This is a genomic window from Mucilaginibacter sp. P25 (assembly GCF_050859465.1).
GTDB lineage: Bacteria > Bacteroidota > Bacteroidia > Sphingobacteriales > Sphingobacteriaceae > Mucilaginibacter > Mucilaginibacter gossypii.
The window spans coordinates 5,183,927-5,200,069 of record NZ_CP193937.1; the positions used below are offsets into that span (position 1 = coordinate 5,183,927).

Sequence of the window (16,143 nt, forward strand, 5' to 3'; positions counted from 1 at the left end):
TTAATTGGTTGAAATAATTAAAAAGTAACATTTAAGCCGAAAATCAATGATTTAGCCAGCGGCAAGCCTCCGTAATCCCCTGCTTCGGGATAGTTACTGTCCGAACTGATGGCTGTGTTTTGCGCCTCCGGGTTGAAACCTCCATAATATTTGTCATGCCCGAAGAAGTTTTCGGCCGTAACATACAAGCGAGCTGCTCCTAAAACTTTGGTTTTAAAGATATTTTTAAGATCGTACCCTAATGTGATATTTCTAACCCTCACATAATCTGAAGAGTATAACCAATCGGTATTGGCTACGAAACCGAATGTAGAGTAAGCTTTACTAACCCTACCCGCTCCCTGATTTTCGGGCGATCTCCAGCGGTTATCATAAAACGCAGGAGCATTATCGGTAAAGCCCTGGCCGGTACGAGTTATAGCCCTGCCCAGCAGTGAATAAACAGATCCGCCATTTTGGCCCTGAACTAAAACAGTAAAGTCGAAACCTTTCCAGCGCACGGTATTGGTAATACCCCAGGTGTAATTAGGGCTGGGGTGGCCAACAATTTGTTTATCGGCTTCGGTTATCACACCATCGCCGTTCAGGTCCTGATATTTCGGGTCACCAACGGTTTCACCCGTGCCGTAGGTTGCCACGTGGTTATCAATATCGGCCTGTGTAAGGAAACCTATCTGCCTTACTACATAGATACTGTTTATTGGCTGGCCTACGCGCAAAATAGCGTCTGAAACATCAAAGGAGTTTGGAATAATAATTTGTTTCTGATTACCGTAAAGGCTTACGATTTTATTTTTGTAATGACTGATATTAATTGATGTGCTCCATTGAACTTTGCCAACCAAATTACGACTTGTCAATTCCAGCTCCTGACCAATGTTACGCACTGAACCTGCATTGCGCAGCTGGCTGCTGAAACCGGTAGATTGCAGGATAGGTACATTCAGCAACAAGTCGGTATTTAGTTTGTTATAGTAATCAAATGAACCGGTTAAACGATTGCTGAAAAACCCGAAGTCGAGGCCCACATCATAAGTTTGTGATTTTTCCCATTTGATATCTGGGTTTGGTAAGTTACTTGGTGCCTGCCCGATGGCTAAAGCCTGAGGTGAACCCAAAACATATCCATATGAACCTATTTGCGAAATACTTCCATAATCGGCAATGCTGTTATTACCATTTACGCCATAACTAAAGCGTAGTTTCAAGTCGCTTACCGCAGACAGTCTTTTCATAAAATCTTCCTGTATGATACGCCAGCCTACAGATGCTGAGGGGAAAATACCGTATTTGGTATTGCCGCCAAATCTTGAGGAACCGTCTTCACGCAAGCTTGCGGATAACAGATACTTGTTCTTATATGCATATTGCGCGCGGCTAAAGTAGGATACCAACACACTTTTGGTGCTGGAGGTACTGCCTGTTACCGCTGCGGCAGCATTTAAAGTTTGGATAACGCTGCTGGTATAACCGCCAACTGATGATAATGAAGACTGATCTAAACGATCGGTATTGTAAGACTGGCCTAACAATATACTCAGACTGTGATTTGCGTGAATAGTGGTATTATAAGTCAGCGTGTTTTCATTAACAAAGGTTTGCCTTTTAAAGGTGCTGTATGATCCTGAAGTATTAGCTGTTAAATTAGGATTTTTAGCAGCATCAAACGTTCTGGAAGCAAGATTACCGGCTATGGTATACGGTGTGTAGCTATTAGTGGCATTGTCAACATTATCAAGATTCAATGAGCTTCTTAACGTCAACCCTTTTATAATTTCGTATTCGGCAAATATGCTGCCCAGTGTGCGGTATTTTTTGGTTTGCCCTACCTTGTTCTCCAATTTAGCTATGGGGCTGTTTGGTGAATTACCCCAGGTGTATTGTCCGTTCTTAAACGCGTTGGGATATAAACCTACCGTATCTTCCTGAATAGGACTATAGCTTATGGCCTGGTGAAAAATATTGTCTTTCCCTTCTACACCAGGGTCCTGCGAAATTGAATAAGTGGGTGCAATGTTTAAACCTAATTTCAGGTTTTTGGCAATACGAGCTTCCACATTGGCCCTGGCCGAGTAGGCTTTATAACCCAGGCCTTTCACAAAACCATCCTGGTTGGCGTAGTTGCCCGAAATAAAATAATTTACAAATTCATTGCCACCGCTTGCGCTCAATGCCTGGTTTTGCATAGCTCCTTTCTGCTCAATCGCTTTCTGCCAGTCTATATACTGCAGCCCGGGATGGCCCGGCATGGCCCATCTAGGATCGAGCATATAGGCTGAGCTAAAGGCACCGCCATTCATCGCCTGGCGTGTTGCATTATCGTCACTGGCAGTTGCTCCTTTTGCGCCATATTTGAGCACATAGGCAGCATTGATCATTTCGGTAGCCCTGTCAATCCATTGGTCGCCGTTAAGCATGGGCAAATATTTGGCGGCAGCATTGTAACCGTAGTAAGCACTATAGCTAATTTTAGCCTTGCCCGATTTTCCTTTTTTAGTGGTGATCAATACAACGCCGTTTGACGCCCTTGAGCCGTAGATAGCCGCCGCTGCTGCATCCTTTAAAACCTGGATATCTTCAATATCATTTGGGTTGATATTATCAAGCGGATTTCCTGAGCCAAAGCTACCACCGCTGCCTATTGCCGATACAGACAAAGGAAAGCCATCTATTACATACAAAGGCTCATTACCGGCACTTATGGAGCCGCTGCCGCGCACGTTAACACTAAATGCTTTACCCGGCACACCCGTTGTTTGCTTAACAGTTACACCTGCCATTTGGCCTACCAAGGCCTGGTCAACACGGGTTATAGCCCGCTCGTTCAGGTTATCGGCCTTGAAGGTAGCCTGAGATCCGGTAACATTAGCCCGTTTTTGAGCGCCGTAGCCGATTACTACCACTTCGTTCAATTGCGATTCAGTTTCCGTTAAACTAACATTGATGGTATTGTTTGTGCCTACGGTAACTTCTTTAGCATCAAAACCGATTGATTTAAATATTAAAACCTGCCCTGCGGAAGCCTTAATGGAGTATTTTCCGTCAATATCAGACGTGGTACCTGATTTCGTGCCTTTTATTTGCACGGAAGCAGCCGAAACCGGCTGGTGCTTACTATCTGTAATAGTACCCGTAATGCTAAGCTTTTGTGCCAACGCACTGTTTGCCCCTGCCACATTAAAGAGCAGCAACAGCAATAGCATTTTACAAGAATAAATAAAAATTCTTTTCATAAAATCAAATTAAGGGGTTTACTGTTTGGTACAGTTTGGGTTATAATTGTATAAACGAACATAAAAGTTAATTTCAATAATACCATCCTGTAGTATCCTGCTCCGATACATCAAAAACACAAAAAAAGGTAGCCAACATGACCACCTTTTTGAAATTAACCCTTAAATAATTACCTAACAAACAACGGCTTAACCGGTTCAAGTGTTACCGGCCCAATCAAACCGGAAGGCTTTGGTTCCCAGTTTATCGTGGTAAAAAGCCCATCAGGCCCTTTAGAACCAGGACTATGTGATTGAAAATTGGTATTATAAAATATCCGGTAAGGCATATGCTTCTTATCCATATCAATGATCCGGTTAACCATGAGGTTAGCTACCCTCACTTGCAACTGATTAACTGTCCTTAACTGTGCTGAAGGTATAGTAACCACATACTGCGGACCAATAAGTGTTGCCAGTTTTCTACCATTTAAATAAACCTCGGCACTTTCATTAACTTTTCCCAGGTCAAGCTTCCAAACAGCGGCATTTTGTACCGGCTTTTTAAAGATGATATTATAACTACCTGTTCCGGAAAAAGCTTTAAGGTCATCACCACCTAAATCTGTCCATGATTTGAGCGCTGCGGTTTTTATTGGCTGAGGTAATGTCGGACCACCTTCGGTAAAGCTCAGTGTCCACGTACCGTTAACAGGCACCTTGTTACCTGCAACCTGATAATAGAGATACGCTGCTATTTGAGTTTTTACAGGCAGGGTTTGTAAAATACAGCTTTGCCCCGGCGATAATTGCAGATAAACGCCGGTTTTACCATCGGCCTGCTTCCGGCTTTTTGCGAGTCCGTAGTTTTTTGTCATCGGATCAAATACTACTACTGATGCAGCACTAACAGATAGATCAACCCAACCATTAACCTGGTTACCGCCGCTATTTGTTATAAAGTAGCTGTTGCCATTTTCATAAGTACGGCGTACAAATTGCAGCCCTTTATCGGTCATTTGTTCCCTGTTTATTCCCGCCGCGTCCAGCAACGGAGCAATATCATCTGCTATTAAAAAACGGCCTTTGCCAACTTTGGCAATTTTAACACCATTATTTTCAGCAGTAAAATTAAGCCCGGCAAGCAGTGTTTTAAATGCTTTTTCGCGTTCCTGCAACCCGGAATATCCCGGAACACCCGATGGAAGATTTTTATACACCACAATTGTTGCCCCGGTCTTTGCCAGATCCACCATTTTATTAAAGGTTTCGAGCGGGATATATTTATTATCAGGCAAAAGGATAGTCTTATAATTAAGACCGCCGGTAAGCAAATGACTACCGGAGGTTTGTAAATCCATTATTTGCTTATCTGATATAAAATCAAACGTGTAGCCCTTTTTAAGCATTTCTTCGGCAGAGGATTCAAAGCCTGTCCCCTTAAAATCGGGTTTCATGGCATCATAATGCTTAAGCAAGCCCCTATCCCCCGGCTCGGAAAAGCTATCAAATAACGGGTAATAAACCAATATATCATTATTGGGCTTTCCTTGCTGCAAAAACGACTGACAATTAGTTATGTATTGATTTAAAGTTGAGAAATCATTCCAGAACGGGTTAGTTTGATTAAAGTGAACTGCAGCATAAAATAACCATCCCGGCCATTGGGCATTTTGAGGCGAGTAACTGATGCCGTGATAGAAAATATGGTTTACGCCTCCTACAAAATATTTATCGATAGCCTGTTTCACATCTCCCAGCGACGATAGAAAATGATCATTAAGCCATGTTGCCGACTCGGACGATGCAAGAGGTTTTCCCATTACATGTGCTGCCGATGTGGCAAATTTAAACCGCAACACATCATCGCCCTCTGTTTCGGGAATATCAATAGCAGCATACAGATCCAGTATATTTGATGGGGAACCGTGTGATTGATTGCGGATTAAAGCGCCCCTGGTTTTGGCCCAGTCATGCCATGGTTTGGTAAAATCATCAAGCAACAGGTCGGATATGGTTTGGCGATAGTCGCATAGTATGCGGCTATTATTTTCCTTATTATCATTACCTAATAAAGCCGGCAAGTGATCGCGCAGATCGTACCCGCGGCGTTTAATAAATTCGTCAAAAAACAGCGGGGTAAAGTTCGATTGCCCGCGGGCATCATCCACTTCGTACGAGTCATTAAAATATGCCCTGATCCCGCTTAAATCCTGCCCTTTAAATGCCTGATCAAACCGGGCAAGGTAATGATTAAGTGCCGGCTTGGAAAAATGATCGATAACATAACCCTCACCTCCGGGAGCCGCACGCTCAACCATCTTACCATGCCAACCCTGGAAAAGTGCGTACAGCTTCCATTCGCCGGCGGGTGCTGTCCAGTTAAGTTTGCCGGCTGCATCAACTTTATCGGTAAGGTTCAATACCTGCCCCTTGTCATCATAACCCATTAAAACCGTTAAAGGAATCCGTTTCTCAAACCTTACCTGGTCAAGGGCCATTAACTGGAGGTTTTTATTGCTGCTAATGGGTTCAACCAAATCTGTAATCTTCGGAGCCTGGCCGTCGGCCCTCACCAGGGGCTGCTGTACGAATACCACAGGTTCACTCAGTTTTTCGCCACCTTTAACATCGTAATTTTTCCAAAATAGTTCTTTACTGGCATCTTCGTTGCTAACCCAGGGACCGCCAAAAGGCCAACCTGTAGCATTGGCCAAATCAATACCCATATTTAGCCTTTTTGCCTCGGTTAGCGTGTACTTTAACATATCCACCCATTGCGGCGACAGGTATTGAATAAACTCATCTTCATGCCCTTTCACTCCATAAATCGGCGTTACCTCCAATCCACCCAAACCGGCATTATGGTAGCTTTCCATGTTCCAGGTAAGGTCTTTTTATTTACAGCGCTGCCTTCCCACCACCAGCGGGCCCAGGGTTTGGTTTGTTCGGTGGTTGCAGGCCAGCCAATTTGTGCAGATGCGGTTTGAGTACCTGCTAACAGTGCAAATACAAGGGCTATTTTTATATTATTTTTAATGAATGACATCTGTTTAAAATTATTGATGTTTGGCAATTTCCACGGCGTAAACACCTTCGTGACCTTCAAAGTTGGCCCTGAAGATAACCCATTTTTCATCGGGCGAAAAATGCACATTAGGCTCCAGGTGATAATTATGATGTTTCATATTTACCAGTTTTTCTGATTTAAAATGATCGCCGTTAGGCTTAAACAAATAGATCCACATACCATCGGGTGCTTTGGCTACCTGTCCGGAATTGCCTCCGTCGCCGGCAAATGTTTGCTCGTCTTTAGTTACATTAAAGTGGATCGACCATTCGTTCCTGTCCATTTGATAAACGCGGTCTTCTTTTCCTGTTTTCATATTAATGCCTGCCAGAAAAAATGTTTGCCCCTTGGGTTTCTGCAAATCAAACCACTCGGTATTACCCAGCGGTGAAAAAACTCGTGGCCTGCTATTTCATTTACCATGGTACGTTTATGCAACAGCTTGTTTTCGCCGGTTTTTATATTGATGTTCCAGATCCGGTCCACCTTCTCCCAGGGGCCTTCATGGCAATAGGAAAGGTTATCAGGATCTGTAGGCGAAAAAAGCAGGTGATTTGTCCATTCGTTTTCCTGGTGTATTTGTTTCAATGTTTTATGTTTAACATCGAGCACGTATAAGGTATGTTGGATATGGGCATCATAGATCCTGTTAAAGAAATCATGCTTTTCGGGATATTTTGCAAGTATTTCACGCTCCTGCTCACCGGTAGCTTTAACAGAGGCCATATAGGTTCCATCGGCATTTACAGTACCTACCCTTCCTTTAAAGTCGGGAAAAAAGGCGTAAATGAACCTTGTTTTATGGGTGTTAACATTTACGGCGAATATACTGTCGGCACTTTGGTAAAACGCTTCACGGGTTTTGGCGCAAACCATCTCGCCGGATACTTTCGACCTGTTTGTTAACTGCTCTATTTTCTGAGTTTTTAAATTAACCGTAAATAGCTGCTCCCCCTTGTCCGTTTTACCATAAAATACCATTAGGTCGCCTTCATTCTTTATTTGAGGAACAAAAGGTGTATTGTTGAAGTAAAAACTACCATTGTCATTTTCGCGGTTCACCAGGCGGATTACCTTATGACTTGTTTCACTATCAATCCACTGTGCGGGCATAGGTTTGGCGCCACCTGTTTCCATTACCTTCTGGGCTTTTACAGCGGTCATGCCTGCTTGTAAAACAACAAGCGTTAATACAGCCAGTTTTTTACTCATTATCATTTTTATTAAAATTTATATGCTCCGACGTTCATACCGCCAATTAATTTCCATCAGGTTTTACAGTGCTGTTTTTAGGACTCGCTGGCAAGCTGAATGTTTCTGCCGGATCAGGATGAGCGGAATCAAAAGGCGACGCATCAATAATATACTGCTCAATACCCAAATGATTGCTCCTGATGCCTTCTATAATGCATTTTGCAAGTTCATAAGCACCATAACTGTTAAAATGCGTGTTATCAGCCAAATCTTTCGGCTGGTTTGGGAACGAGTTTGCAGGATACCAAACAAAGGCTTTTTTGACCCTTCGTTACCTAATGCCTCATAAAATTTAGCAGACATCGCATTAAGATCAATCAAAGGCACATGCAGTTCTGTAGCAACTTTTCTGGCTGCATCGGGATAATCGCCAAGGGTATTTACCACTTTATTGCTGTCATTAAAAGCCCGGCGACTGGTAGAGGTTATGATTACCGGAATGGCTTTTTCTGGCGAGCTTTATTGATAAACAGCTTAAAACGTTCTGTATATGATTTATAGGCGCCATCCTCCGGCCCTTTTTCTTTTTGATCGTTATGGCCGAACTCTATAAACAGATAATCGCCCGGCTTAATTACACTCAGCACTTTATCTAAACGATGACTATTTAAAAAACTACCCAAACTAAGTCCTGATTCGGCATGATCGGCAATGGCCACACCCGGTTTGAAAAACCGGGGGATCATTTGGCCCCAGGAACACCATGGCTCATCATCCTGATCAACTACGGTTGAATTTCCGGCCAGATAAAGGGTTACCTGGTCATCTACCTTTTCTATCTCCAGCGCATCAACACAGGGCCTTGTACCGTTAAATTCAAGACTAAGCTTATTGTCCCAATCGTATTTACCCAACTCGCGGGGCTTAAGCGCTACTTTACCGCCCGTACTTATTTCCGGCTTACGGATGTTTACGATGAAGCTTAACTTTTTAACCGAATTATTGGTCGTTACTTTTTCCAGCATCAACCTCCGCGATTCAGCTCGTACCGTAATATCACCACTACCTTTGACGTCGCCAACCGTTAAGGTAACCTTATAATTACCCTCAGGCACATTTACTGAGAGATAAAAAGGCTTATCAGCGGTTATATAATCATCTGTAAGTTTATTCCCCTCGCCGCGCGTTATTGCCTTTACTTCCTGGCCAAAATCAAATCCATAGCCTTTAAGCTCGCTAAAGATATCATCAGGACTTACTTTTTGATAACCCGCTGCAGCTTTTCCATTACCAAAGTCAAACTTAAAGCTGGTTTTAACCGCCTGTGCAAAAAGTGGCGCAGGCAAAATAAGCCGAAGCGAGACGCCAATAGCGCAAAACAAGATCTTGTAAGGCAGCTTGATCATTATGGATAGTATTTATCTGGTTATTTGCAGGCTAACACGAGCCCTGGTTTATAATAGATAAAGTTATGGCATGTTCATACCAACAGCGTCCTGCACCATCCTGATTGAAGGCCCTCTTATTGTAACAAATTCATCACTTTATTTATTTTGGCTGCTTATTAAGCTTCCCCGGCTTACACACGCAAAAGGTGGGAGTCTTATCAAACCTAATTTGATTAACTTTAAGTTTTTGCCAGTAGCCAGTTCAATAGTTATGAAGTCTTCACGATTTTTAGAATACATTTATATTGATTATTATTCATCTACCCCTAAATACATCCAGTTAGCTAACTCGATCATCAAAAGTGTTCGTGAAGGGAAATTAATCATTAACGAAACGCTGCCATCCATTAATGAGTTAAACTGCAACTTTGAAATATCACGTGACACCGCCGAAAAGGCTTATAAACACCTGAAATCAATCGGCCTGCTTGGCTCGGTACCTGGCAAGGGGTATTACATCAAAAACACCGAGGCGGGGCAGCAATTTAAAGTTTTTTTAATATTTAATAAACTAAGCACCCATAAAAAGCTGGTTTATGATGCCATAGTTGATGGTCTTGGGCATGAAGCCGCTATCGACTTTTATATATACAATAACGACTTCGAATTTTTTAAAAAACTACTTCAAAATAATAGCAACGATTATACTCATTATGTGATCCTGCCGCACTTTATGCACGGCGGCGAAAACGTTCACGATATTATCAATACCCTGCCCAAAGAGAAACTGATCATACTTGATAAATTAGTGCCAGGGATAAAAGGCGATTTTGCTGCCGTGTACGAGAATTTTGAAAAAGACATTTTCCAGGCCCTGGAGGAAGCCCTGCCGCAATTAAGAAAGTATCACACCCTAAAGATTATATTTCCTGAATACACTTATTTTCCAGGCGAGATTTTGAAAGGCTTTTTCAGTTTCTGTATCCAATATGCATTTACCTACAAAGTAGTTCATGACATACAAGGCGAACCCATACATGAAGGAGATGTATTCATTAACCTGATGGAAAACGACCTTGTGGTTTTGATTGAAAGGATCCTGGCTACGGAGTTAAAAATAGGTAAAGATGTTGGCGTGATATCATACAATGAAACCCCGTTAAAAAAAATCATCCTCAATGGCTTAACCACTATATCCACAGATTTTGAACAAATGGGAAAAATGACCGCGGAGATTATTAAAAATGGTTCTACCGGCCGTTACGAGGTGCCTTTTTACCTTACACTCAGAGCATCGTTATAGCGATTTTCGGATAATTATTTTAAAAGCGTTTTTAATAACCGCGGCTTTGTTTTGCAACATTAGCTCAGCTGCTTTTCTGCCCATTTCTTCAAAATCACTGGTAATAACGGTAATATCCAATAATTCTTTAAACACGGTTTCATTAAAAGATATGATCCCTATATCTTTCCCTAATTCATATCCACTTGCTCTGGCGCCTTTAATCAGATCGGCCAGGTCATTTTCGGTCAATGCAATATAAAGGGTGCTTTTTTTGAGATCGTCTGTTTTAAAAGCGTCTATTACTTCAAACTTTTTGTTTTTCTCTTCACAAAACTGCATTATTCCATCTTTAATTTCGGGCGGATGGTGGCGGTCTACAGGATATATGATAATTAATTTTTTGTATTTGGCAATCAGATCGGTGACTACATTTAATGCCCCGTAGATATCGTTGCGAAAATCCTGGAATACAGCCGACTGCCTGGTTAATTTGGGCAAATCTTTATCCAGCAATATCAACTGATCAACCGGGATCTTCTTTAAAATGGTTAAATATTCCTGCTCGTTACTATAATCAAAAAAATGCGGCATTACCACATAATAATGATAATTGCCCAAATTTGAATCTATACTTTCCTCGAGCAAAGCGGGATTATAATGATGAATATGAAGATCGACCCTGGCTTTATCACCCAGGGTGCGTACGATGGTATCATAAACCGTTTTCTTATAAGAGCTTAACTTATTAAACAACAAAAGTACCTTGATCCGCACATCGGGCTTACCGACTACAAAATAACCCTTTCCGGAAACCGAACGGATATAGCCATTGCTCTTAAGTATCGTGTAAGCCTTTTCAATGGTGTCCCTTGCTACACCGTGTTGCTTGCTGTATGTATTTATTGATAGCAGCTTTTCATTTTTCCGGTAAACACCTTTGTCAATATTCTTACTGATTGATCCGACAATTTGCTGTACGAGGGATTTCACCCCGTAATTAGCTCTTTGCTTTGTTTGCATTATGCTTGTTTAATTGGTTTACAACGGCCGTTAAACATAGTTTAAATTTATCAAAGCCGTTATAAGCAATGAAAATATAAAATATGTTATTAAATTAAAATATTGGGGTTATAGGCAGCATCGGTATTTTTTATCAGCTACTTTAAGGCTCCACCTCTAATAAAATAAATCTATGTTTAATATGACCATTTAATAATTTAAGCGTCGCACAAAAACGATAAAACTACCTAACAGGCACAAAAAGCACTGCATCAGCCACAATTACGCCATCTGCGTTTTTATTCGAAGTTTCTACATATACCTTATTTTCTTCTGAAAAGTTATATAGCCCCAGTGGAAGCCACTCACCTGAAGTTTGGCCTTCTACCTGCAAATCAGACTGGTTGATTATCTTTTCTGTGGCCTTCTCACCATCGTAAATAGTAATGTAAGTTTTTGCTGCCGGATTCATAACCTTGGGGAAATAGGTATAAACATGGTAAGCACCTTTTTTTAATTTTTCCGGAATAAATCTTACCGATTTCGCAGTTTCTGCTTTTGAGTTATCAGTGAGATAGGTTGGCCCATAACCGCCTGATTTTTCAGTTTTCCAATTGCCTGTTATGTGACTGTCCTCATTGTCAACCAGTACTTCGGGCATACTTCCGTCTGCAAGAGGGTCTGTCCTGAGCAAGCTTTGTACTTCTTTTACATTAACCTGCTGTATTGCTATTTTTTTATCAATAGCCTGGCATGCCGCCACAGCCGAAGATTGGCCTAATACCATGAATACCGGCTCCATCCTGATTGATCCGTAAGCTATATGACTTGCAGATAAGCATACCGGGACAAATAAATTAGCGGCTTCCTTTTGCTTTGGGACTATTGCCCTGTACGAAACAGCGTATGGCGCAAAACCATGTACCTGAACATCCCCCTCATTTTTCACCACGCCATTCACTACCAGCCTTTCGCAATTATGCGAATCCATACCATATGCGGCCATTCCTACTCCATCTTCTACCTGTTCTTTTCCCTGGCAATGATGCTGGGTCATAACCAGTTCACCAATCATTCGGCGGGCTTCCCTGATATAAAGCTGCGGTGTCCAGTTCCCGTTATCCGTATATTCATCTTTAGGGTAGCCCCATTGTTTCATTTCGTCCCTGATATTTCCGGGTATGCGGGTGTCATTGCCGATAAAATAAAAGAAGCCTTTGGTATAATCTTCATGCTCCTTCCAAATTTTTGTCCTCGTATTATAATCAGCCTCCGGATATTCCCAGTTCATCCCGATCATATCCGTCGAGAAACCTCCGTTATTATTGATATCCGTTTTGCCATTAGGCATTTTACTTATAAAAAAAACATCGGAGCATGATTTCCAGGGTTGTTTCTCCTTTAAACGCAGCAGTAACTCATACTTTTTGGGATCATAATTTTCGGGTTTTGAAATTGGGATCCGGTTTTCGGGCACATTGGTTAACGTGATACGAAAATTGTATGCCTGCACTTTTTTATCTCCTGCACCATTTGCTTGTAATACTTCCTTACTTATACCCCACAACAAACCGCTTTTCGCGTCGCCCGGCACTTTATAGGGATCAATATTATCCGGAAACTGGTGTTTATCCAGCAACTCCACTCCGTTTATAGTTTCATCATACTGGCTGTTAGCTTCTCTTCCTACAGTATAAGAAACACCCGAGCGGGCCATCAGGTCCCCTTCATAAGTACAATCAATAAATACCTTAGCTCGAATAGTCTTATTGGTAGCAGTCGAGGGCTTATAGCTGTCCTCTACTATAATTTCCTTTAGCTGATTTTCTTCCTTTTTCACTTTTATAAGCCTGTTCCGGAATAAAACAGGAAAGCCAGCTCTTTTTACATAATCGTTAAAAATGCCCTCCGCTACCTTTGGCTCAAATATCCATTGTTCAAATTTCCCATAATGCGTACCTATACGGCGGTAAAAATCCCGTGCTAAACCTGTCACCACATATTTGTTCCCAATATCCGTATAGCCAAGACCTCCCGAACTCATACCACCCAAATGCTTTCCCGGCTCTATCAAAATCACCGTTTTCCCAATCTTTTTTGCCGTATACGCAGCAATTACGCCTGCGGAGGTTCCGCCATATACACAAATATCAGCCGTAATTAATTTGCTGCTTTGCGCATTTACCGAAACCCCGGCCATAAAACAGGTAGTTATGATTGCAAGGATGATCACTTTAATATTTTTCATGATTGCTTATTAAACATTACATTTTTAGAAAAAGATATGCCAGTAAATCTTAAGGGATAGGTAGTTAAGACTTGTAAATTTTAATTATTTAATTTTAAGCCTAATATCTGACAATTAAAAAAATATATAAATGTTTTCAGATTACGCCGGGGAGCTTAAATGATGGCGTATAGGTTTCGGAAGTTTGCTGTGATGAGTTGCCAATTCCTGCGCCGGTTAACTCAGTTGAACTGGTAGTGTATATAAATACTTTTCGCGTATTTATTGATCACCCAATAGTCAGGGTCATCAAGGGTATTTGCTAAACAGGCTGGTATCATGCCTGTAATGGAAAAGCCTTAGCAATGCTTTGGCAAATAATAAAACAAGTACGGGAATGCTGAATGCAATTACCCTAAACCATCCTATTTTTTTGCTGGAGAGTTACTGAGGCTTTAAATATTTATTTGGTAGCGGCATTTACTTCGGGAAACCAAACGGTCATTTCGCCTTTACCACGGTTTGCCCATGAATAATAAGGGATGGCCGTAAGCTCTACCTTTTTAGCAGCTTCGCCTTTTGTTTTACTCAGGATCTCTCCTTTTAAAACAGTTATGCCATTTAACAGGTTGGGTTCGGTTACAGGTTTAAAAGCTGCGTTTGCAGGGATTGCTAAATTGCTCACCGTTCCGCCGTTATCTTTCCACTCGGCGCAGTATATAATCGGGCCGCGTTGAAGGGCTGTTTTACCTTTATCATCAACCAATGCTTTATTGGCAATAACCTTTTTAACTTCCATCGGCAGGTTTAATTGGATGTTATCACCTTTTTTCCATTGCCTGTTAATTACAGCGTAGCCATTTTCAACTTTATAAGCAACAGCTTTGCCGTTTAGTTTCAGGCTGATTTTTGCGGCTGATTTATTTTGGAAAGCATACAGATCAGACGGGATCGCCTCTACCCTTGCCCAGCCCGGGATCCGGATGTGCATGGCAAAATTAGTTGGAGTTTCCGGTGTCACAGCAAACGACAGTGCACCATTCCACGGGTAATTATTGCTTTGAACAATGCTCACTTTTTTATTACCTATCTCCATATTGGCTGTGCCGGCAATAAACAGGTTTACAAATACATTATTATCCTTTTGGGCATACATATAGCCTGACAATGAGGGCAGGAAACGCGCCATATTGGTTGGGCAGCATGAGCACTCAAACCAGCCGGAACGCTCGGGCTCAAGTTCATGATGTGTAACCCCATTGGTTACCTGCATGGCGTTGGTGTAGAAGAATGTCTTACCATCCAGCCCAACACCCGAAATTAACCCGTTGTACAAAACTTTTTCCATCACATCAATATATTTCGACTCGCCGTGCAGCAGAAACATCCTCTGGTTCCAGAACACATCACCTATTGCCGCACAGGTTTCATTATAAGCGGTAGTATTTGGCAGCTCATAATCGGCTCCGAAACGTTCACCGCCCGGTACAGCTCCGATGCCGCCCTGCACATAGATTTTTTTCCAACCATGTTGTTCCAGATCTTATCAATGGCGGCAATGTATTCCTTATCGCCGGTTAAAGCGGCAACATCGGCCATGCCCGAGTACAGGTACATTGCCCTTACGGCGTGGCCCTCAGCATCTTCCTGGGCTATAACAGGTTCATTATCCTGCCAGTACATCCCGTTCTTCCATTCGTCGGTACTGGTTTTATCATAGGTGCGATGCCCTCTTTCGTCAATAAAAAATTTAGCAAGATCGAGATATTCTTTTTTGCCGGTGATGCGGTACAGGCGTACCAGGCCCATTTCCACAATTTCGTGGCCGGGCGCTACATGCCTTTTACCCGGCCCGAAGGTTTTAATCAGCAGATCGGCATTTTTAAGCGCAATATCTAAAAAGTTGCGCTTGTTGGTAGCCAGGTAATGTGCGGCCGCGGCCTCAAACATGTGTCCGGAGTTATACAGCTCGTGGCTCAGCTCGTTCTCTTTTACCCAACGCTCCGGGCCCGACCATGCGTGCGGATGCAATGGGTCAATAGTACGGGCGGTATAAAGATATCCGTCCGGCTCCTGCGCTTTTCCTACTATCGTGATCAATGAATCGACATAAGCATCCAACTTTGTATCAGGATGAACGGCCATCGAGTAAGATGCCCCTTCAATGGTTTTATAAATATCCGTATCATCAAAAGGAAACTTAGTACAAAACTTACCGCTGCGGGCGGCGGCCATTTCAAAATTTTTAACCCTGCCGGTATTCTCGCACCGGGCAAATGATGCCGGGATGGTGACCGTACGATTGGTTTCAATACGCGAGGTCCAAAACTTATCGTTAAGCTTTACATTGGTAAATGATACCGGCTTAATGGGATAATCCTTGGTTTGCGCATAAGCAATGCCGCAATAAAATGATAATGCAATAAGTAATCTTTTTTCATCCTGATGATATGTTAGTTCAAAAAAACAATGCAGGTCAACCCACCATCCCGCGCTTTATTTATTTTTATTAGTAACCTACGAGCTTTAGCCAATACCATTTGTAGATTTCTTTAAACGCATCAATATCTCCAGGTTCAAAGAGCCCGGTCAATTGAACATCCGTATGATCATAAAAATTTTTCATTTAAGATAAAATCATCCTTACCGGCATTTCGTACGTACATAATTATAAGCGTACTAAATACATTCAATTGACGAGATAAAATTATTAATTCAGATTGTTGTTTACGCTTATCACATCCCAAGCAGCAATTTTGGCATGGTGT

11 protein-coding genes and 1 pseudogene are annotated in these 16,143 nt (G+C 42.0%); 1 reads left to right on the forward strand and 11 read right to left on the reverse strand.

From position 1 onward, the window contains the following. Positions 1 to 17: 17 nt before the first annotated feature. The 7 genes from ACRQ5D_RS26150 to ACRQ5D_RS26180 all read right to left on the reverse strand — a co-directional run bounded on the left by ACRQ5D_RS26150 (position 18) and on the right by ACRQ5D_RS26180 (position 8,882). Positions 18 to 3,233, reverse strand: a complete 3,216-nt coding sequence (locus ACRQ5D_RS26150; RefSeq protein ID WP_091176213.1) for a SusC/RagA family TonB-linked outer membrane protein — start codon at positions 3,231 to 3,233, stop codon at positions 18 to 20. A 170-nt stretch (positions 3,234 to 3,403) separates the two neighbouring features. Then, complete coding sequence (locus tag ACRQ5D_RS26155) at positions 3,404 to 6,091, reverse strand: glycosyl hydrolase (protein ID WP_432327097.1); 2,688 nt, start codon at positions 6,089 to 6,091, stop codon at positions 3,404 to 3,406. Next, positions 6,049 to 6,261 (reverse strand): hypothetical protein, encoded by a 213-nt coding sequence (locus ACRQ5D_RS26160; protein WP_432327099.1) that lies wholly within the window; start codon positions 6,259 to 6,261, stop codon positions 6,049 to 6,051. The genes ACRQ5D_RS26155 and ACRQ5D_RS26160 overlap by 43 nt, the downstream gene beginning before the upstream one ends. A 10-nt stretch (positions 6,262 to 6,271) precedes the next feature. Continuing rightward, positions 6,272 to 6,598, reverse strand: coding sequence for a hypothetical protein (locus tag ACRQ5D_RS26165; protein ID WP_431198349.1), 327 nt, complete (start codon positions 6,596 to 6,598; stop codon positions 6,272 to 6,274). Further along, positions 6,595 to 7,494: an oligogalacturonate lyase family protein gene (locus tag ACRQ5D_RS26170; protein ID WP_431198350.1), complete on the reverse strand. Its 900-nt coding sequence runs from the start codon at positions 7,492 to 7,494 to the stop codon at positions 6,595 to 6,597. The genes ACRQ5D_RS26165 and ACRQ5D_RS26170 overlap by 4 nt, the downstream gene beginning before the upstream one ends. A 46-nt stretch (positions 7,495 to 7,540) precedes the next feature. Next, entirely contained in the window at positions 7,541 to 7,744 is a 204-nt protein-coding gene (locus ACRQ5D_RS26175; protein ID WP_432327101.1) for a hypothetical protein, read from the reverse strand. 223 nt (positions 7,745 to 7,967) lie between these two features. After that, positions 7,968 to 8,882, reverse strand: coding sequence for a hypothetical protein (locus tag ACRQ5D_RS26180; protein WP_432327103.1), 915 nt, complete (start codon positions 8,880 to 8,882; stop codon positions 7,968 to 7,970). Positions 8,883 to 9,135: 253 nt separating this feature from the next. Here ACRQ5D_RS26180 and ACRQ5D_RS26185 point away from each other — a divergent pair, with 253 nt between their 5' ends. Then, complete coding sequence (locus ACRQ5D_RS26185) at positions 9,136 to 10,167, forward strand: GntR family transcriptional regulator (protein ID WP_091176226.1); 1,032 nt, start codon at positions 9,136 to 9,138, stop codon at positions 10,165 to 10,167. Here the strand turns inward: ACRQ5D_RS26185 and ACRQ5D_RS26190 are convergent. The 4 genes and pseudogenes from ACRQ5D_RS26190 to ACRQ5D_RS26205 all read right to left on the reverse strand — a co-directional run. Next, on the reverse strand, positions 10,162 to 11,169 hold the full coding sequence (locus ACRQ5D_RS26190) for a GntR family transcriptional regulator (protein WP_091176206.1): 1,008 nt from the start codon (positions 11,167 to 11,169) through the stop codon (positions 10,162 to 10,164). The two genes, ACRQ5D_RS26185 and ACRQ5D_RS26190, sit on opposite strands and share 6 nt — an antisense overlap. Positions 11,170 to 11,392: 223 nt before the next feature. Then, positions 11,393 to 13,396 (reverse strand): FAD-dependent oxidoreductase, encoded by a 2,004-nt coding sequence (locus ACRQ5D_RS26195; RefSeq protein WP_432327105.1) that lies wholly within the window; start codon positions 13,394 to 13,396, stop codon positions 11,393 to 11,395. Between the two features lie 442 nt (positions 13,397 to 13,838). Then, positions 13,839 to 14,564 (reverse strand): hypothetical protein, encoded by a 726-nt coding sequence (locus ACRQ5D_RS26200; RefSeq protein WP_431200872.1) that lies wholly within the window; start codon positions 14,562 to 14,564, stop codon positions 13,839 to 13,841. Between the two features lie 33 nt (positions 14,565 to 14,597). Continuing rightward, a pseudogene (locus tag ACRQ5D_RS26205) lies at positions 14,598 to 15,850 on the reverse strand (glycoside hydrolase family 127 protein); the annotation flags it as partial. Between the last annotated feature and the right edge of the window lie 293 nt (positions 15,851 to 16,143).

Coding starts and splice junctions, on each gene's coding strand:
- ACRQ5D_RS26155 (WP_432327097.1), bottom strand. CDS start 6,091: ATGGAAAGCTACCATAATGCCGGTTTGGGTGGATTGGAGGTAACGCCG.
- ACRQ5D_RS26165 (WP_431198349.1), bottom strand. CDS start 6,598: ATGAAAACAGGAAAAGAAGACCGCGTTTATCAAATGGACAGGAACGAA.
- ACRQ5D_RS26160 (WP_432327099.1), bottom strand. CDS start 6,261: ATGTCATTCATTAAAAATAATATAAAAATAGCCCTTGTATTTGCACTG.
- ACRQ5D_RS26195 (WP_432327105.1), bottom strand. CDS start 13,396: ATGAAAAATATTAAAGTGATCATCCTTGCAATCATAACTACCTGTTTT.
- ACRQ5D_RS26185 (WP_091176226.1), top strand. CDS start 9,136: ATGAAGTCTTCACGATTTTTAGAATACATTTATATTGATTATTATTCA.
- ACRQ5D_RS26190 (WP_091176206.1), bottom strand. CDS start 11,169: ATGCAAACAAAGCAAAGAGCTAATTACGGGGTGAAATCCCTCGTACAG.
- ACRQ5D_RS26200 (WP_431200872.1), bottom strand. CDS start 14,564: ATGGCGCGTTTCCTGCCCTCATTGTCAGGCTATATGTATGCCCAAAAG.
- ACRQ5D_RS26150 (WP_091176213.1), bottom strand. CDS start 3,233: ATGAAAAGAATTTTTATTTATTCTTGTAAAATGCTATTGCTGTTGCTG.
- ACRQ5D_RS26170 (WP_431198350.1), bottom strand. CDS start 7,494: ATGAGTAAAAAACTGGCTGTATTAACGCTTGTTGTTTTACAAGCAGGC.
- ACRQ5D_RS26180 (WP_432327103.1), bottom strand. CDS start 8,882: ATGATCAAGCTGCCTTACAAGATCTTGTTTTGCGCTATTGGCGTCTCG.